Source organism: Lysinibacillus sp. NPDC093712 (assembly GCF_050280025.1).
Taxonomy (GTDB): Bacteria; Bacillota; Bacilli; order Bacillales_A; family Planococcaceae; genus Lysinibacillus.
This window is the reverse complement of record NZ_JBNNUU010000001.1, coordinates 233,130-251,885: the sequence shown is the minus strand read 5'-3', so window position 1 is coordinate 251,885 and position 18,756 is coordinate 233,130. Positions and strand designations below refer to the sequence as shown.

Genomic DNA, 18,756 nt, shown 5'->3' with positions numbered 1-18,756 from the left:
AATATGACGTTTGCGATTCAAGTCGAGCATTTACAAAAGCAATATGGCGAACAATTAGCAGTAAAAGGAATTTCCTTTAAGGTAGAACAAGGTTCTCTTTTCGCGTTTTTAGGTGCTAATGGTGCTGGGAAATCGACGACCATTGAAATATTATGCACATTATTACAAAAATCAAGTGGTACTGTAACGATTAATGGTTATACGCTCGATGAGAGGTCGCATAATGCAGAAATTCGTAAATCAATCGGCGTTGTCTTCCAGCAAAGTCTACTCGATGAACGATTAACGGTTCGTGAAAATATCATTCACCGTGGCAAAACATACGGTTTATCGAGAGCACAGCTTGCTGAAAACTACCAATTTGTCTCGACCTATTTACATCTAGATGATATTGAACAGCAAAAATATGGCACATTGTCTGGTGGTCAAAAAAGACGCGCAGATATAGCACGTGCACTCATTCATCGACCACAAATATTATTTTTAGATGAACCAACAACTGGACTCGATCCACAAACACGCCAATTCGTTTGGCAAACGATCAAACAACTCCAGGAAGAAACAAATATGACGGTATTTTTAACAACGCACTATATGGAAGAAGCTGCAGTTGCAGATCAGGTTATTGTGTTAAAACAAGGTCGCATTGTCGCTGAAGGAACACCTGATTCCTTAAAAACAAAATATGCTTATGACCAAATGGCACTTGTATTTCATGATCGTTCTTCAGGGTTAGAATGGCTGCAGGACACCACATTACATTTCACCGAAAAGCAAGGCGTTTTCTCAGTTCGAGTGGACTCTACTATGCATGCACTTACACTTTTAAAAAGTGCAGAACCCTTTTTAGCCTCGTTTGAAGTTATTAAAGGAACAATGGACGATGTCTTTATTCATATTATGGCACAAGGAGATGCTACGTAATGGAAGCAATGTTTAGCTTAATTCAACGTAATAACAAGGTTTTCAGGAGAGATAAAACCCAAGTCTTTTTCTCCCTCCTTTCCGTTATAATTGTCATCGTTCTTTACGCAGTGTTTCTTCAAAAAATGCAAGTCGATGCAATCGAGCAAATGACAGAGGCTACACCTGAATTGATTGCAATGGTCAATGAATGGCTAGTGGCAGGCTTATTATCAATGATGGCTGTTACAACAACTCTAGCAGCATTTGCTATTGCCATTCGTGATATTGAATCGAAGGCGACAGCAGACTTCCTAACTGCCCCTATTTCCCGTGCAACAATTCAGATGAGCTATGTCATGAATGCCTTTATTATCGGCTGCATCTTTTCTCTCATTGCCCTAGTAGGCTGTGAAATTTTCTTAGTGGCCACTGGCGGTCATTTACTTAGCTTTGGTGCCCTAATTAAAGTAATTGGTATACTGTTATTATCCGTGTTACTCGCGAGTGTATTTAATGTTTTTCTCGTACTATTTGTTAGCACACAAAATGCTTTTTCAACACTAAGTACAATCGTTGGCACAGTACTAGGCTTTTTATGTGGTGTCTACGTCCCTGTTGGCGTTCTACCAAACTTTGCCCAACAGCTTATTATGTATTTTCCAATCAGTCATACTACATTACTTTTGCGCAATGCTTTTATGGAAAGCTCAATAACGAAGGTTTTTGACGGTGTTCCTGTTGCACAGGTGGAAAGCTATAAGCTAAACTATGGTATTGTTTATGAGCTAAATGGGTATTCTCTTAGCACCTCAACAAGCTATATTGTTATTCTTGTAACAATCATTGTGCTTGCTATTTTATCAGTCTTTATTTTTAAAAAGAAAAATCCCTAATCGTCAATATGGGCACATCGCTTTCAAACGCGATGTGTCTTTTTATTGCTTTTTAACAAACGTTTTGTTATTTTAAATATAAATAAACAAACAAAATAAATTATTGTTTGTTTACAGGAGGTTTCACAATGGATGTAAATCAATTATTTTGGCAGGCTTCGATCGAGGACATTACGCATGGCTATACAAATGAAGCCACACACTACACTTGCCTTCTTTGTGGGGAGAAAATTGAAAAAGGTATTATTTATCCACATGAAGATTTACTATATGAGGCTGAAAAATTTATGCAACACCATATTACTGCTACACACCAATCAGTTTTTCATTACTTAAATGGTTTAAATAAAAAAATGACAGGATTAACAGAACATCAAAGTCATATTTTGCGCCTTTTTTATGAAGGCAAAACCGATCAGGAAATTAAAGAAGAACTAGAAATTGGGAGCGCAACAACTATTCGACATCATCGTTTTGCTTTAAAGGAAAAAGAGCGTCAAGCTAAAACATTCCTTGCCATGATGGAACTATTAAAACAACAAGATCAAAAGGAAGATTCTTTTGTGCCCATTCACAAAACGGCTACGATGGTCGACGATCGCTATAATATCACCCTTACTGAAGAACAACAGTTGCTTGAGAAATATTTTCCTAATGGCATCGGTCAAGAGCTCGTCCGCTTCCCAAAACGAGAAAAGCATAAAATCGTTGTGCTACGTGCTATTACAAAGCTTTTTGATGAGTCAAAAGAGTATACAGAAAAAGAGCTTAATGCAATAATTCAGCCAATATATGAGGACTATGTACAAATTCGTCGCTATTTAATTCAATACGGTTTTATGGATCGTCAAGATGATGGCAGTGCTTATTGGGTAAAAAAATAAGAAAGTAGGGTTAACAATGGACCACAAAAAAGAATTAAAAGAAATGTATAAAGAAATGAAAATTGAAGCAGGCGTTTTTACAATGACGAACAAACAAAATGGTAAAGTGTTTGTTGGAAGCTTCAATAACTTAAAACGATTAAACGGCTTTCAGTTTATGTTAAAAACAAATACTTATACGAATAAAGCATTACAGTCTGACTACAATACATTTGGCAAAGATGCTTTTCAGCTCGAGGTAGTGGAGTATTTGAAGGAAAAAGAAGATGGCTATTTTGATGCAAAAAAGGAACTCGAAAAGCTCGAAGAAAAGTGGCTTGAAGAGCTTCAGCCTTATGGTGAGCTGGGCTATAATTCTTAATTATATTTAAGTGACTGGCACTTCAAAATTCAGAATTGTTTCGGTGACTGGCACTTAGGGCACGACGTAAGCCGCAACACTCGCTATCGCGTGGTATGTTGCGTCTTACATTGCGTGCGTTCCCACAACCTACTAGAAAAATTCAGAATTGTTTGGGTGACTGGCACTTAATTGTGCTTTTTTTGTTAACTTTGCGAACACGAGGTCATAGGAGTGCTGGATTAAATTTTCAAGTAAGTCTACTGGAATATTCGCATCGATATAAATCGAATTCCAATGAGTTTTGTTCATATAGTAACCTGGAATGATTCCTTCATAGGTTTCTCGTAATTCTTCTGCTCGACTAGGTTCACATTTTAAAGTGATAATAGGCTTTCTTGTAGCATCTCCGCCCATCATCGCAAACATTTTCCCCCCTATATGATAGCGGTCTGCCTGCCATTCTTCTTTGTAATCATGAGTCGTTCCGCGTAGCTTTAAACAAAATGCATGAATCGTATCTTTTTGCATCGTTACCCCATCCTTCTATCCTAGAAAATAAAAACACACGTTCGATTATCATTATAATCAATAACGCGTGCTTTTAAAATACATTTTTTTCAAAAGTAACTATATTTAAGGTAATCATCAATGCATGTTTTTATTATTTAGAACCACGATCAAACACCCCGATTACTTCGGTCGTTTGCAAAATATTCACAAATGCTTTCGCATCTACTTCTTTTATTAAACTTTTCACTTCCGCCAGCTGGTAGCGTGTAATAACAGTAATTAGCACTTTTCGTCCCTCACCTGAATATCCGCCTTTAGCATCCATCATCGTAATGCCCCGATGCAGTCTAGTTAAAAGTTGTTGTTTCACATCCTCACCATTGCTCGTAATAATCATAAGCGTTAGCTTAATATTACTCGTATGGATTGTATCAACAACCTTCCCTGTGGCATAAATAGAAACGAGCGTCAGCAATGCTGCATCCCAACTAAAAACAAAACCTGAAATCGCCACTACTATCCCATTCATTGCTGAAATAAGTGCACCAAGGGGAAAATCTCTTTTGCGACTTAAAAGCATAGCAATAATATCAAAGCCGCCTGAGGAACCACTTGCACGGAAAATTAGACCTACACTCAGGCCAACAATTACCCCACCAAATAATGATGCCAATATCGGTTCCTCTGTTGCCTTATAAATCGGAATGATTAACAATGATAGGGACATTACCGCAACCGACAGTATTGTATACGCAATAAAGCGTTTCCCTAGCTTCATCACACCTAAAATTAACAACGGTAAATTTAATAAAAGATTCAATACACCAGTATTCAGAGGTGTAACAATACCAAGCATAATGGCAATCCCGCTTAATCCGCCACTCAAAATCTCATGCGGTATTAATAAAAAATTATATGCAAAAGCCATTAATATTGAAGCAAGCGTGATAATAATAATATTGCGCATGAATTCCCCTACCATTCTACAACGAACAATTTTGATAATCTTCACTTTAGAATACCCAACTTATTCGCCCGAAAAACCTAGACCTTCGTGTATTATTGTGACGTTCAAGCAATTCTATTTACTTTTTTTCTGCTCTTCCTTTAGCGGCTTTTCATTTTTCGGTTCTTCCGTTTCCGCCACTTTCATAATTCGATCAAGCATTGTGGGATGTGTATAGCGGAACCATTTAACAAGAAGCGGTGGATTGACTTCACTTAACCCTGATATCGTAAGCTTTTGGAATGCCGTTACCGCTGCCGTACGATCGCCCATCAATGATATGGCATAATTATCCGCTCTCGTTTCCTGATATCGTGATACATAGTTAGATAAAGGACTTGAAGCAAATAATAAAAAAGATGTAATGAGTAAAAATAGTGGCAAAGAATTGATGTCACCCATTTTCGTAATTTTCAATGCATGTCCGTACCGAGCAATCGCCCACCGCATACTTTTCGCTGTTATCCATAGCCCTATTAAGGTCAATAATAAATAACCCGCAATACCAAAATAAATATGCTTCTCAACATAATGTCCCATCTCGTGTGCCATGATAAATAAAATTTCATTATCTGTTAAGCGATTTAATGTCGTATCCCATAGTACAATTCTTGAATTACTACCGATTCCCGTAACATAAGCATTTAGGGCATTTGTCTTTTGGGCCATATTGACTTCATAGACATGCTCTGCCGGAATATTAGCTTGATCAGCTATTGCTAAAATTTTTGTTTCTAGCTCTTTGTTTTTTAACGGATAAAAATCATTGTATAACGGATCAATGACAACTGGCTGAAGAAACATAACAAAAATCGTAAATGGAATCGTTAATAGCCAAGCATATAGCCACCATCTCTTCGCGCTCTTTTTTATCAACCAATATATAACTGATACGACAATAAAGGTCATTCCAAAGTTGACCCAAAAATCAATAACTCCATCTCGCATCCATGAGGCAAATGCCTGTGTACTTATTCCATAGCTTTTACTTAAATTGTAGCGATAGTATTCAATTGGGAAAAGCACTACATAAAGCAAAAACGATAACAAAAATAAATAGGCAGCATTTTGTAGTAGTTTCCTTTTTGTTTGGGAAGTAGCAACTTTTTCAAAATAACGAGATACACCCATTAACAAAATGGCCATATAAGCGAGCCATTCAAACGGTGTTACTACAAAGAATAGGAAATTTCGTATTTTTGAATATTCACCACTTAAGTTTAATTCTTTTTCAGACATAAACATGACTGGGTCCGCAGCGGTACCTTGAAACGCCCGAGGTATTGTGCCACCGCCACTATGAAATATATACCAGTACATGCAAAGAACATAAGCACCAAATAATAGTAGCGCAACAATTCCCATTTTTTTCGCTATGTTATTTCCCCCTTACTCCACACAAAGTTCGTCCTATAGTAAGTGTAAGCTAATTTAAAAAAGTTAGAACAAACTTTATGTGTTTTTATTTCATCTCAAAAAAGATTGTCCATTTTTCAACATGAGAACAAACAGATGTATGTCTACTATCTTTTACCGTAACTCAATATTTATTACCTACTATGCTGTAAAAATATTTTACTGACTAAAGACTAGAAAATGATAAATAAAAAAATTTCGTATGTTTCTAACGGTTGCTTTGTCTCTACCGTAGAAGTATCACGAAATTTTTTTATGAAATCTTATTGAATCTTAATTGGAATATTAGTTCTCCATAACAAACGCCGTTTTCCCACGCTGATCCGCACTTAGAAAACCTGCTGCTTCTAGATGTTCACGCCATACTTTTTCAATCGTTGCAGCTTTTGCAGCATTGCTTTCTTTTGTCGATAGCTCTATCATGATCTCACCTTGATAATGCCAAACTTCAATATCTGCCTCATATCCTGCATAGCTTCCTTTATAAGTTGTTGCCTTGGCAGGTCCATACACGACCGCCTGTGATAACGTGTTATTAAACCAAGTAGCAGAGTCCCAATTTAAAATTTTCTTCGGCACATTGTCTAAAATTAATTTTTTTGCAGCACTTGTATCCACAGCATCGTAGTTAACTTTAGCAGTTTCCTTCAAGGACTCTTTTCGGCTAATTGTAAACGTACGATTACCGCCCTTAATATCCATTTCAAATTTATAGTTGGACTCGTCACCTGTAAAGCCGTGGCTTTCAGTTATCGCAAGCGCTTCTTCAAGTGGTGTATTGAGAAATCTCTTTTTATACGTAATGTCAATTTTATTGCTATCTTTATAAACACGCAAACGATTGTTATAGTCTGCACTTAGAAAATCTTTACTTTGTGTATCGAAGTAATAAATTTTTACTTCATCTTTTTTAGTAGCTGTGAAAAATTTCAAAAGATCTGACTCATTAAACAGCTCTGATTTCAAATTATATTTAATCTCATGCCCGGGCTCAATTGCCGCTTTTGCCTGTATAGTATTCAACACGCCAATTGTACATAATACCAATCCTATTACGCCTAATTTCATTGCAAGCCTGTTAAAATATTTTCTCATATATTTTCATCCTCATTTTCGATTATTTTTAAAAGTGTCGTTTCCATATTCGTTAACTGACTGTGAAAATAAATGGTTTGATGAGCATTTATGTGCTTTGACAGCACGATGGTATCTTGATAATCAGGATGTGTTTTGTAGAAAAAATGTTTTGTTTGATTTGGTGCTAATCGTTGCATATAACTGCCTTTATTAAAGTACCCTGTAAAGATTACAATTGCTGATGGTAAATCAGTTAGTAGCTTTGTAATTGTTACTTCATCTCGCTCTGGAACAAAATAAATAGCGTTACCTTCTATTGTAATATTTTGTAAACATTTACTTCTGAATGCTGGCAATAGCTTAGTAGATACTAGATTTTCGAGCGCATCGTAATACTCTTCAAAAAAAGGAAAAAAATCATTATCGATAGACACCTTTCTTGTAGTATGCTCAAAAAGGTAAAACGCAATATCAGCAGTTTTGCCTGAATAAGAAGAAGGAAAAATAATTGGTCTACTATCGTTGGTCTCGATAAAATCCGCTAATTGATGCAATATTTCTTTGTTGTTAATGTGCTTTTCAAAATGGCCGCTATCTATGAACGCAACGTTATAATCATTCTTTCCCATCATCGGAAGATTCGCCTTTAATAGATAGGAATCCATCACATAATCTCCTGAAAAAAATATCACCTCCTCTAAAAATCGAATGCTGTACCAAACGCTCCCTATTAAATGCCCGCTATAGCCCCATTGAAAAGAAAGATTATCGTTAATATTTATCCAACTGCCAATCGACTTTGGCTCAAACGTTTGAATATTTTTAAAAGATTGCTTTAATTGTTTCGCTGTTATTTCACTCATAATGAGTTGACCATCGTAGCCCAACTGTACAAGTAAAGGAAGCGCACCTACATGATCAATATGGGAATGAGAAATAAACACTGCATCTAGTTTTGCCACATGAGCTGCTGTTAAATTTGGCTTTGTTTTTTCACTATTGTTCATAACACCACAATCTAGTAAAATAGCACGCCCATCCTTTTCGAGATAAAAGCAGTTACGACCATACTCCCCAACTCCTCCTAAAATTTCTATATTAAGCACCGACGTGTCCTCCCCGTTTTTGAAGCCAATCTAATAGGAACATAAAAACAACGGTCATAGCGACTGTAATAACAGCAACAGCCATTCCTAGCCCAACATTGCCTTGTTCAAATTGGCTGTAGATAAACGTTGCTCCTGTCTCAACTGATGGTGGCAAAATAAGGAGACCTGCGACTAACTCACGCATTGAAATAATAAATGTCATCATCATGCCAGCAAGTATTCCCTGCATTAACAGTGGGATGAAAATATATCGATACATGTCCCAACTATTCCGTCCAAAAATAACAGCTGATTGGAAAATAGATTGATCTAACTGTGAAAATGTAGATTTTGTATATTGCACAGAGTATGGAAGGAAAAGCACACAATACGTCACAACTACCATTGTCTTTGTATTGTAAATTGTCGCTGGTAGCCAAGGTGCATTCCAAAACATAATTAAACCGACGACAAAAACAATTCCAGGTAAAATATTTGGCATTAGGCTAAAGAAATCTAACATTTGTTGCTTTTTCGTTTCACCCTTTTTAATGTATAGTGCAATAAAGAAACCAATTATCGCTGTAATAACGGCAGTTAAAATTGAAAAAACAACGCTATTTAAAAATGCTGCTAACCCAGCGCTTCCGCTAGTAAACACAGCCTGATAAGACGCAAAACTGAAATTGCCGGCACTTAAACCATCTCCTCGAACCTTTTGTAACGAAGTCACGATAATCGAAAAGTATGGAATGCCAATTGCAAACAATAACACAATACCTACATAAAACCATGCCCCAAGCTTGATATACCATCTATCTTTTATTTCACGAACAGCGGGTGTTTTCCCTGAAAGCACGCTATATGTAAACTTTCGTCCGATAAGATTTTGAACATACCAAACAACGAGACACACTGAAAGTAAAAATAATGAGAGCGATGTTGCCATCCGAATATCTACTGGCCATCTTGAAAGATAAGAGTGAATTTCTGTCGTAAAAACTTGAAATCCGATGCGACTTCCAAACGTTGCAGGCGTCCCAAATTCCGCCAGCGTTTTAATGAAAATCAGCAATACTCCTAGAACATAGCTTGAAACGAGTAAAGGCAATGTAACCTGCAGCCAATTTCTTAAAGAACTGCGGCCAAAAATAAGTGCAGCATCTAAAAATGAACCATTTATTCTAAGCAACGTATTTTTCAGCATTAAATATAAAAAAGGAAACAGGTGCAGGCTCATAACCATGACCATACCAAATAAAGAAAAAAAGGCATTCGATACCCAAGCGGTCCCCGGTACTAGCTGCTGTAAAAAACCATTATTTTGCATAAACAATATCCATCCCATAGAACCGATATAAGGAGGTGTCATAAAAGGAATCGTTAGGATAATATCTAGCCAATCATATTTATGTAAGCTTGTTTTTGTACGAATTAATGCCATAGGCAATGCTAGTATCGTAGTCCCTAAAATAACGAATATACCTAGCAATAAAGAATTGCCCAATGTCCGCCACAAACGATCATTGTCAAACATTCTACTAATTTGTGAAACGTCAACATGACCATCATGGACAAATGTATAATAAACAATGGCTACTAATGGCGCGATAGCAAACGTTGCGACAATCGTCAATAAGAGGCCAAAAGTGCGTTTGCCTTCCATGATCATCGTTGCCTCATTCCTTTCTTAGAAAACATAATATAGATAGTCCAAATAGAACATAATTGTTGTTTTAAAAAAATCCGCAATAGTCAGTGTTGTTTCTTAAAGATTAATTACTGACTAAAAGCGAATTTTTTCTCAACAAGTTAATCGCATCATTTAAAAGGAAAGATGCTTTTTGATTCCTTGGCTAGCCTTCTTAACGGAAAATATCATTAAACTTCGTTAATATATCAAGTTGCTTTGACTCTGAACCTTTCCAGTTCACATGTAACTGTGGAATTTCATCTAATGCAGCACGATCTTTTACAGCTATTTCGTTATTACCTGGCAGTAAATAAGCATCTGTCACTAGCTTTTGTCCTTCATCTGAAAGTAGGAAATTGACGTATGCTTTGGCACCTTCAACATTTTTAGCATCTTTCATAATACCTACTGCTCGAGGACTTACAACAGTTCCACTCTTCGGATAAACAATTTCTACTGGCTCCCCACTCGCTTTTGCTTTATAAGCCATATAGTCTACGCCTGAGATTGTTGCATTTTTATCACCTGTAATGACTGCATCTAATGCTTCCTTATTTGCACCATTCACTTGTAATCCATTGTTTTTCCATAATTGGATTGTATCCCAAGCCGTTTTTTCAGCTTCAGTATAGCCGTAAATAAAATCGACAGCAGAACCTGACAAACTTGGATCAGGGATATTCATTTTTCCTTGCCACTCTGGATTAGCTAAATCTGTCCATTCAGTTGGAATGTCTTTTGTATTTTTCGTATTGTAGGCAATACCTAATGCTGAGGCACTATAGCCATAGTAATAGCCCTCTGCATCTGACCAATCGCTATTCATTTTCGTAGCATTTTCTGCTTCTTTATAGCTAAGTAGCTGATTTGACTCCTTAAGTCCGTCCATCGATGCCACAGAAGCTAATACAACGATATCTGCCACAGGATTATTTTTCTCCGCTTCTAGACGAGATAAAATTTTGCCTGTTGTCCCTTGAAACATTTCTACTTTTATGCCCATTTTTTCTTCAAAAGCTTGTTGTATATTGGCAGCCAACCCATCTGGACCAGCTGAATATACCGTTAATGTTTGCACTTCTTTCGGCTTCGCGCTTGCTGCATCATTATTGACACTGTCAGCTGATTTATTATTGCCGCACCCCGCTAATGTTAATGCTACAAGAACCCCAGCAGTTGCTAGTAATTTGAAACGTTTTTTCACGTTAAACCCTCCAATTGATATATTTGTTTTGTATCTACAAAAACTTCGAGTTGCTTACCTTGTTCCAGTGGCACGGTTTCATAAAAGCTCCATTGCTTTCCTTCTACTTGTGCCTGTACTAAATATCGATCTCCAACGAAAGTACTTTTCACAATCATCGCTTGTTTCGCAATCGTTCCAGGATATTGTTTTCTCGATACACCCTCTGGACGTACAATACAATTACCTTTATCAAACCAATTAACCTTGCCTATAAAATCTGCTACATAAGGTGTTGCTGGTGCGTGATAAATCTCCTCTGGTGATCCAACCTGTGCAATTCTACCTGACTCCATCACAATAATTTGATCTGACATAGTCATTGCTTCCGTTTGATCATGTGTTACAAAAATAGCTTGGCAATCTAGTTCATGGATAATATGCATAATTTCATCCTGCATTTTTTCTCTAAGCACCGCGTCAAGTGCTGATAATGGTTCATCAAATAAAATTAACTTTGGATTCGTTGCCAGTGCCCGTGCAAGTGCTACCCGCTGTTGTTGACCACCCGACAATTGGCCTGGCTTGCGATTTTCATATCCTTCCATGTTCACCAAACGCATCACATACGCTACCCGTTCTGGTATTTCCGCCTTTGTTACAATTCCTTTTAAACCAAATGCGATGTTCTGGAAAATGGTCATATGTGGCCATAGCGCGAAATCTTGAAAGACCATGGCAATATTACGTTTATTTGGTTTGACATTTTTACGAAGCTTAGAAGAATAAATGATTTTGTCATCGAATGCAATTTCACCATTTGTTGGTTTCTCAAGACCAGCCAATATTTTCAATAATGTCGTTTTACCACAGCCCGATTGTCCTAATATTGTAATGAACTTACTGTTTAATTCCACATTAATGGGCCATAGCGCTTGGGCATGTCCATATTTTTTCTCTAAATTTGTAATTGAGATTTTCATTGTATCCTCCTCGTCTATCTCTACTATAGTTTCCAGATATTTAGAAAATATTAACCTATTATTAATATGTCGTTAAAAAAAATCTAATAAACTAAAGTTAATGCAATAGTTTATCGAATTTACTTTAGGGGGTTAAAATGAATCATCTTAAATTACAGGCATTTTGCTTACTCGTCGATTTTAAAAAATTAGCTCCCGTAGCTAAAGAGCTAGGTATTACACCACCTACTGTCTCCTTTCATATTCGCTCTATTGAAGAAGAATACGGTGTACGCTTATTTCGAACAAATGCAGGTGGCTATCGTTTAACTGAAGCGGGCGAAGGGCTTTTTCACTACGCACGCCAAATAGTACAATTACAAAACGATATGGATCGCTTCATGGAAAATCTACTAGCAGGAAATGTTGGCTCCATTCGTTTAGGTGCAAGTGCACTACCTGCCCATATTTTTATGCCTGAAATTATTAACCAAATCTCTACAGCTTATCCAGACATCAGAATTTCCTTAGAAGTAAAAACAGCACCTGAAATCGAAAAAATGGTAGCCTTGCAGGAGCTTGACTTTGGTTTAATAATGGAAACGAAGCAACAAAACCCAACACTTTCCTATGAAAAGATTGGTGAAGATTCGCTCGTTTTGGCTTTAAGCCCTAGTCACGAACTTGCAGCAAAAAAGGACATCTCACAATCAGATGTCCTTAAAAATAAAGTATTATTACACACTTCATCTAGTTCAACCAACCATTTTATTGAAAAGTGGCTAAATCCCTTCCAACCATCTTTCAATACAATTGAACTCGATTCTGTAAGTACGATTAAAAAAATGCTAACCTTTGGTAAAACAATTGCATTTCTGTCTGTTTCCCTGATTGAAGAAGAATTACAATCAGGCTTATTAGTGAAGAAAGACTTACATGATATAGCACTCAAACGGAAAATTCAGCTTATATACCCTCAGTCCAGACTAGACAATAAGATTGATGCATTTGTCAAAAGTGCCATTTACGATTTAGCACGAAAAATCCAGTCATAATACTCTTCATTGTAATTAATCAACTTGACTCACAGATACAAAACGTCTGTGAGCTCCTCCTCCTCTGTATGCACAAAATAGTTTCAGAAGCGGATCACTCCACACTCTCTCCCTTTTCAACAAATTCGTTAAAAATATTCGGCAATCTGACATAATTTCATAGCATGCTTTAATAACATGGATAGAAGACATGTTGATTCCTAATGAAAGGAGGGATAACAACTTGCTTACCGAGTTACTTAATATAGATACAATTCAAATTGTTAACAAAGTAGCTAACTGGCAAGATGCTATACACGTCGCTTCATCGCCACTATTACGGCAAAACAAAATAGAAAAGCGCTATATCCATGCAATGATACAATCCATCGAACAATACGGCCCATATGTCGTGCTTACACCTAAAGTTGCAATACCACATGCTCGTCCATCTGATGGAGTAAATGAATTGTCGATGAGCTTATTAAATTTACAAAACCCTGTACTATTTGGACCAGATAAGCCTGTATCACTAATTATCGTTTTAGCAGCTACTGATCCTACAGCACATTTACAGGCTTTAGTTGATTTAACACAAGTGTTACAAGAACCTAGTCAAATAGACAATATTATTGGATGCCAACGTCCAGAATGCATTATTGAGAAAATAAAAAAGTACGCTACAAAGGAGCAATGAAGATGAAAATTTTAGTCGTTTGCGGAAACGGCTTAGGCAGTAGCTTCATTATGGAACTGAATGTAAAAAAAGCACTACTTGCACTCGGAAAAGAAGCAGAGGTAACTCATACAGATTTAACATCTGCAACGGCAGAGAAGGCAGATATTTATATCGGTGCAGGAGATATTGTAGATCAATTAGATAATGGTGTGAGAAAAATCGTTCGTATCGTCAATATGATGAGTATTCCAGAAATAACATTAAAGCTTGGGCCGCTGCTTTAGGAAAAATTAATTTTACGGTTAATAGTCAGTGAGATTAACTATTTTCAAGTTTAGTTTTTAAAATTGGATAGGATGAGGTGTTGGTATGTTAGATGTTATGATGAATGACATTTTAGGTACACCAGCAATACTAGTCGGCCTATTTGCGCTTGTCGGCTTACTAATCCAAAAAAAGTCCCCTTCAACTGTTCTTTCAGGTACTTTAAAAACAATTATGGGCTTTGTCATCTTAGGTGCAGGTGCAGCCGTTTTAATTGGCTCTTTAACTCACTTTAGTAAAATGTTCGATCATGCTTTTCAGGTTCAAGGGGTTATCCCCAACAATGAAGCCATTGTAGCTGCAGCGCAAACAGCTTTTGGAACATCCACTGCCATGATTATGGTGTTCGGTATGATCATGAACTTATTGCTAGCGCGATTTACGCCTTTAAAATATATTTTTTTAACTGGTCATCATACATTATTTATGGCGTGTTTAATCGCGGCTTCGCTCTCAGTTGGTGGTATGAGTGGCATACCTCTTATTATTACCGGATCAATATTATTAGGTATTTGTATGGTTATTTTCCCTGCCATTTTACAGCCTACAGTGCGCCAAATTACAGGTAGTGATGATTTCGCAGTTGGCCATTTTGGAAGTATAGGCTACTATGTATCTGCTAAAATTGGGCAGCTATTTGGCAACAAAGCTAAAACAACAGAAGCGATACAAGTACCCAAGTCACTAGGATTTTTAAGAGATACATCAGTAGCAATTTCTTTAACAATGAGCATATTTTTTATTGTAGTGGCATTATTCGCAGGTCGTTCTTATATTGAAGCCCAATTATCCGGTGGATCAAATTTCATCGTTTTTGCAATTATCCAAGCGATTACCTTTGCTGCTGGAGTTTATATTATCCTTGCAGGCGTGCGCATGCTAATTGCTGAAATTATTCCGGCATTTAAAGGAATTGCCGACAAGCTCGTGCCAAATGCTAAGCCTGCATTAGATTGCCCGACGATTTTCCCATTCGCACCAAATGCAGTTATCATCGGCTTCCTCTTTAGTTTTTTAGCTGGTTTATTGTCCATGTTCGCACTCCCACTTATTGGGCTAAAAGTCATTATACCAGGTCTCGTGCCTCACTTTTTCACTGGTGCAGCCGCAGGCGTTTTTGGAAATGCGACAGGTGGTCGAATCGGCTCGATGGCAGGTGCCTTTGCCAACGGTTTAATCATTAGCTTCATCCCTGCTATTCTGCTTATCTTCATGGGTGACATCGGCTATGAAGGAACAACTTTTGGTGATTCAGACTTTGGCATTGTAGGTATTGTCATTATCAATATTTTAAAATTATTTGGTGCAGTGTAATAGTACCTCTCTATACCAAAAGTCTCGTTCTAAATATAAGAACGAGGCTTTTTCAACTATTTAATTGTCAGAATTGTTTGCGTGCCTGGCACTTCAAAACAGAAAGCATTCGAATCATCACTATGAAAAATACGATTACTGACAATTCAAGCGGGCTGTCCCACCCTGCCCATATACAAAGAGCACATACAATTGTTAGTACAGCATGAATTTCTTCTCTTAATGCAAGTGGTGTTCTCCCGGCTAACAAATCTCGAATCATGCCACCGCCAACACCCGTAAACATAGACGCAATAATAATAATGCCGATGTCATGCTGTAAGCTTTTTGCTAACAATCCGCCCTGTATAGCAAAAGAAGCTAAGCCAATTGAATCAAAGAAATAGCCCCAGCGGTTCCAGTGATGAATCCAATTCTTTTTGACAAATATAATAGTCGTCAGCGTAGCTAAAACAACTAATAAAGAATGCCGATCCCATATATCTGACACAGGTATATCCAATACAACATTACGGATAATGGAACCACCATAAGACGTAGTAAGACCGAGCACAAATATACCAATAAAAGAATATTTGGCCTGTATCGCAACAAATGCACCACTTATGGCGTATGCAATCATGCCAATGATGTGTAATACCATCCAGGTCACATGATCCAACCCCCTTTTTTATATACAAAAAAGCCCGCCCATAAAATAGTTGCGCATTAACAACGCAAGCTATTTTATGGCGGGCTAATATCATAGCAGTAATACCTACTAATTTATCCATCTCACCATATATCGTGAAAAATTTTATAGAGGCTGTGCAATATCCAAATGACACAACGACCATTAAATTTCCTAGTTAAAATTGTAATTGATTTTTATCATAAACTCAATATTAAATTTTATAATAGCGTTTCATACATAACTTGCCCCATTTGAGAGACGTCATAATCTCCTAATGCAGCCACTTCCGATTGGAAATCAGGTGCATTTAAAATCTCCTTCACCGCATCAATTAGTGGTCGGTTTTCAGGCGTCTTTAATAACACAATATCATAACGCTCTTTAACAACTGGAATAAAATCGACATGAATGAGCTTGGCGATTTTTTCAATTCCTATCCCAACATCAGCGTGTCCATTGGCAACAGCAGAAGCAACATCAAGATGGCTCATTTCTTCACGGGAATAGCCTTCAATAGTAGACGCTACAATATTATGAATACGCAATTGCTCATCTAACAAAGTGCGAGCACCTGAGCCTTTCTCACGGTTGATGAATGTAAATGACTTTGTTTGAAAATCTTCAAATGTGCGGATTTGCAATGGATTCCCTTTTTGAACATAGAAACCTGCTCTACGTGATACTACATTCATGAGGACAAACGGATGGCTCACAAAGATTTTCTTTACATAAGGCGTATTATAATCTCCTGTATCTCCATCAAACATATGTAAACTCGCTATATCACAGTCTCCATGATACAACGCCATTACACCATTAAAACTACCTTCATGTGAACGCAATACTTTCGTAGACTGCCTTTTCTCAATATATTTTGCTAAAATATCTAATACTAAATCTTGTCCACTAATAATTATTTTTGAATTATTTTTAGTCGGAGTAGCTACAGATGTCAATGGTGCACTACCTGTTTTTCGTTTTTGTATATAGGCTTGCAAGTCAGCACGATCTACCCGCATTTGCCTTCCTACACGGAAGACTGGCAATTCTTCCTTTTTCACTAAATCATAAATCGTCAATTTCGAAACTTTTAATAATTGTGCAACCTCTTCAATCGTATAGGATTGTTCTTGTGACATAAAACTTCTCCTCCTATATGCCTCTATTTACATGGTAACGTATTTATAGCTTTATGAACATCTTGAAATTTTCTACCAATTCTATCTTTCTTTTTTACTTATAACTGTTTATAATTTGTTATGTCTTGTTATAACGAGTTATAAAAGGAGTATTATCATAGTGAAAAAATTTTATAGTTTATTTGCGACACTAGCATTACTAGTTGGGCTACTTGCAGCCTGTGGTAACCAAGAAAAAGAGGTGACAGCAAACGAACCCGTTGAATTAACGATTTCTGCGGCAGCTAGTTTACAGGATGCCTTAGAAGAACTTAAAACAACTTATGAAAAACAACACGATACGATCAAAATCCTCTATAACTTTGGTGGTTCTGGTGCATTACAGCAACAAATTTTGCAGGGTGCTCCTGCAGATCTTTTCTTTTCAGCCGCAGAAGATAAATTCGATGCGCTTGTAGAAAAAGAAATGATTGATCAAAAGCAAGGAACGGATCTTTTAGCCAATGATTTAGTATTAATCGTTCCTAAAAATAATGACAAACAAATCAAATCCTTTGAAGATTTACAACAAGCAGGAAAAATCGCGCTTGGTACACCCGAAACGGTTCCTGCTGGGCAGTATGGCGTCGACACATTAAAAAATATGCAACTTTGGGATTCACTTGAATCGAAAGTAGTGTATACAAAAGATGTGCGTCAAGTACTTACTTACACAGAAACAGAAAACGTAGATGCTGGAATGGTTTATAAAACAGATGCCCTTGTCTCCGATAAAGTTGATATCGTTGCGACTGCTGATAATGCTATGCATGCACCGATTATTTATCCTGTAGGTGTCTTAAAAGCGAGTAAGCATGCTCAAGAAGCAGAGGATTTATATCAATTTTTACAAAGTGACGAAGCAATGAATATTTTTAAAAAGTATGGGTTTAAAGGAGCTCACTAAAAATGAGTACCGATTTTTGGTCTCCACTTAAACTTTCAATTGAAATTGCCTTTGTTGCGGGGATTCTCGCTATTATAGCAGGAATTTTACTGGGGAAATGGATGGCAACCCATCATTTTAAAGGAAAGCTATTGCTTGAAACCGTGTTGCTCTTACCTTTAGTATTACCTCCTACTGTAGTAGGTTTCCTGCTCATCGTTATTTTTGGGAAAAATAGTTTTTTTGGAAATCTAATTGTGTGGCTTTTCGATCAGCCAGTCATGTTCACATGGTGGGCGGCCGTTATCGCTTCTTCGATTGTTGCCTTTCCTTTAATGTATCAATCAGCTAAAACGGGCTTTGCCTCTGTTGATCGTGATATTGAAAATGCAGCACGTGTAGATGGGGCTAACGAATGGCAAGTCTTTCTTTATGTGTCCACACCCCTTGCTTTAAAAGCACTTGTATCTGGCGGAATTTTAAGCTTCACACGAGCTTTAGGCGAGTTTGGAGCGACATTAATGTTTGCGGGGAATATTCCAGGGAAAACACAAACAACACCGTTAGCTATTTATATGGCAATTGATTCGGGAAACATGGCCCTTGCCTGGACATGGGTTTTGTGTATGATCGCTATTTCCTTTCTTTTGCTTCTGAGTACTCATTTTCTAAAAGTATAAGAGAAAAAGTGTTAGATTGACCGCGAT

20 protein-coding genes are annotated in these 18,756 nt (G+C 37.1%); 10 read left to right on the top strand and 10 right to left on the bottom strand.

Translation table 11 applies throughout. The annotated features are described in order from the left end of the window. Window positions 1–3: 3 nt before the first annotated feature. The 4 genes from ACQKNX_RS01285 (at window position 4) to ACQKNX_RS01270 (ending at window position 3,044) form a co-directional block, all read left to right on the top strand. The gene (locus tag ACQKNX_RS01285) at window positions 4–924 is read left to right on the top strand and encodes an ATP-binding cassette domain-containing protein (RefSeq protein ID WP_427427217.1); all 921 of its coding nucleotides are present in this window, start codon (window positions 4–6) and stop codon (window positions 922–924) included. Beyond that, the gene (locus ACQKNX_RS01280; RefSeq protein ID WP_427427216.1) at window positions 924–1,799 is read left to right on the top strand and encodes an ABC transporter permease; all 876 of its coding nucleotides are present in this window, start codon (window positions 924–926) and stop codon (window positions 1,797–1,799) included. The genes ACQKNX_RS01285 and ACQKNX_RS01280 overlap by 1 nt, the downstream gene beginning before the upstream one ends. Window positions 1,800–1,927: 128 nt before the next feature. Further along, window positions 1,928–2,683: a DUF2087 domain-containing protein gene (locus ACQKNX_RS01275; RefSeq protein ID WP_427427215.1), complete on the top strand. Its 756-nt coding sequence runs from the start codon at window positions 1,928–1,930 to the stop codon at window positions 2,681–2,683. A 16-nt stretch (window positions 2,684–2,699) separates the two neighbouring features. Next, window positions 2,700–3,044 carry a GIY-YIG nuclease family protein gene (locus tag ACQKNX_RS01270; protein ID WP_427427214.1) on the top strand — a complete coding sequence of 115 codons (345 nt, stop codon included), beginning with the start codon at window positions 2,700–2,702 and terminating at the stop codon, window positions 3,042–3,044. Between the two features lie 132 nt (window positions 3,045–3,176). On the opposite strand, the gene ACQKNX_RS01265 is transcribed toward ACQKNX_RS01270, so the two are convergent. The 8 genes from ACQKNX_RS01265 to ACQKNX_RS01230 all read right to left on the bottom strand — a co-directional run bounded on the left by ACQKNX_RS01265 (window position 3,177) and on the right by ACQKNX_RS01230 (window position 11,982). Further along, complete coding sequence (locus ACQKNX_RS01265; protein WP_427427213.1) at window positions 3,177–3,554, bottom strand: MmcQ/YjbR family DNA-binding protein; 378 nt, start codon at window positions 3,552–3,554, stop codon at window positions 3,177–3,179. 133 nt (window positions 3,555–3,687) lie between these two features. Continuing rightward, window positions 3,688–4,503, bottom strand: coding sequence for a YitT family protein (locus tag ACQKNX_RS01260; RefSeq protein ID WP_427427212.1), 816 nt, complete (start codon window positions 4,501–4,503; stop codon window positions 3,688–3,690). Window positions 4,504–4,617: 114 nt separating this feature from the next. Further along, window positions 4,618–5,919 carry a M48 family metallopeptidase gene (locus ACQKNX_RS01255; protein ID WP_427428248.1) on the bottom strand — a complete coding sequence of 434 codons (1,302 nt, stop codon included), beginning with the start codon at window positions 5,917–5,919 and terminating at the stop codon, window positions 4,618–4,620. 324 nt (window positions 5,920–6,243) lie between these two features. Then, window positions 6,244–7,053, bottom strand: coding sequence for a hypothetical protein (locus ACQKNX_RS01250; protein WP_427427211.1), 810 nt, complete (start codon window positions 7,051–7,053; stop codon window positions 6,244–6,246). Then, a complete protein-coding gene (locus ACQKNX_RS01245; protein WP_427427210.1) occupies window positions 7,050–8,141 on the bottom strand; it encodes an MBL fold metallo-hydrolase in 1,092 nt (363 codons plus the stop codon). The genes ACQKNX_RS01250 and ACQKNX_RS01245 overlap by 4 nt, the downstream gene beginning before the upstream one ends. Then, window positions 8,134–9,795 carry an ABC transporter permease gene (locus ACQKNX_RS01240; protein WP_427427209.1) on the bottom strand — a complete coding sequence of 554 codons (1,662 nt, stop codon included), beginning with the start codon at window positions 9,793–9,795 and terminating at the stop codon, window positions 8,134–8,136. The genes ACQKNX_RS01245 and ACQKNX_RS01240 overlap by 8 nt, the downstream gene beginning before the upstream one ends. Before the next feature lie 193 nt (window positions 9,796–9,988). Beyond that, window positions 9,989–11,020, bottom strand: a complete 1,032-nt coding sequence (locus tag ACQKNX_RS01235) for an ABC transporter substrate-binding protein (protein WP_427427208.1) — start codon at window positions 11,018–11,020, stop codon at window positions 9,989–9,991. Continuing rightward, a complete protein-coding gene (locus ACQKNX_RS01230) occupies window positions 11,017–11,982 on the bottom strand; it encodes an ABC transporter ATP-binding protein (RefSeq protein WP_427427207.1) in 966 nt (321 codons plus the stop codon). Before ACQKNX_RS01230 ends, ACQKNX_RS01235 begins: the two co-directional genes overlap by 4 nt. Window positions 11,983–12,119: 137 nt before the next feature. Here ACQKNX_RS01230 and ACQKNX_RS01225 point away from each other — a divergent pair, with 137 nt between their 5' ends. From ACQKNX_RS01225 to ACQKNX_RS01210, 4 genes are all read left to right on the top strand, one after another. Further along, window positions 12,120–13,016, top strand: a complete 897-nt coding sequence (locus ACQKNX_RS01225) for a LysR family transcriptional regulator (protein ID WP_427427206.1) — start codon at window positions 12,120–12,122, stop codon at window positions 13,014–13,016. A gap of 223 nt (window positions 13,017–13,239) precedes the next feature. Next, entirely contained in the window at window positions 13,240–13,692 is a 453-nt protein-coding gene (locus ACQKNX_RS01220; protein WP_427427205.1) for a PTS sugar transporter subunit IIA, read from the top strand. Between the two features lie 2 nt (window positions 13,693–13,694). After that, window positions 13,695–13,958 carry a PTS sugar transporter subunit IIB gene (locus tag ACQKNX_RS01215; RefSeq protein WP_427427204.1) on the top strand — a complete coding sequence of 88 codons (264 nt, stop codon included), beginning with the start codon at window positions 13,695–13,697 and terminating at the stop codon, window positions 13,956–13,958. A gap of 85 nt (window positions 13,959–14,043) precedes the next feature. Further along, a complete protein-coding gene (locus ACQKNX_RS01210) occupies window positions 14,044–15,312 on the top strand; it encodes a PTS ascorbate transporter subunit IIC (RefSeq protein ID WP_427427203.1) in 1,269 nt (422 codons plus the stop codon). A gap of 67 nt (window positions 15,313–15,379) precedes the next feature. On the opposite strand, the gene ACQKNX_RS01205 is transcribed toward ACQKNX_RS01210, so the two are convergent. Together ACQKNX_RS01205 and ACQKNX_RS01200 are read right to left on the bottom strand one after the other, a co-directional pair. After that, window positions 15,380–15,955, bottom strand: a complete 576-nt coding sequence (locus ACQKNX_RS01205; RefSeq protein WP_427428247.1) for a trimeric intracellular cation channel family protein — start codon at window positions 15,953–15,955, stop codon at window positions 15,380–15,382. Between the two features lie 248 nt (window positions 15,956–16,203). Then, a complete protein-coding gene (locus ACQKNX_RS01200; protein ID WP_427427202.1) occupies window positions 16,204–17,124 on the bottom strand; it encodes a substrate-binding domain-containing protein in 921 nt (306 codons plus the stop codon). A gap of 160 nt (window positions 17,125–17,284) precedes the next feature. Between ACQKNX_RS01200 and modA the strand changes: the two genes are divergently transcribed. Beyond that, a complete protein-coding gene (gene modA / locus ACQKNX_RS01195) occupies window positions 17,285–18,070 on the top strand; it encodes a molybdate ABC transporter substrate-binding protein (protein ID WP_427427201.1) in 786 nt (261 codons plus the stop codon). A gap of 2 nt (window positions 18,071–18,072) precedes the next feature. Continuing rightward, complete coding sequence (gene modB / locus ACQKNX_RS01190; protein ID WP_427427200.1) at window positions 18,073–18,729, top strand: molybdate ABC transporter permease subunit; 657 nt, start codon at window positions 18,073–18,075, stop codon at window positions 18,727–18,729. The last annotated feature ends 27 nt before the right edge of the window (window positions 18,730–18,756 follow it).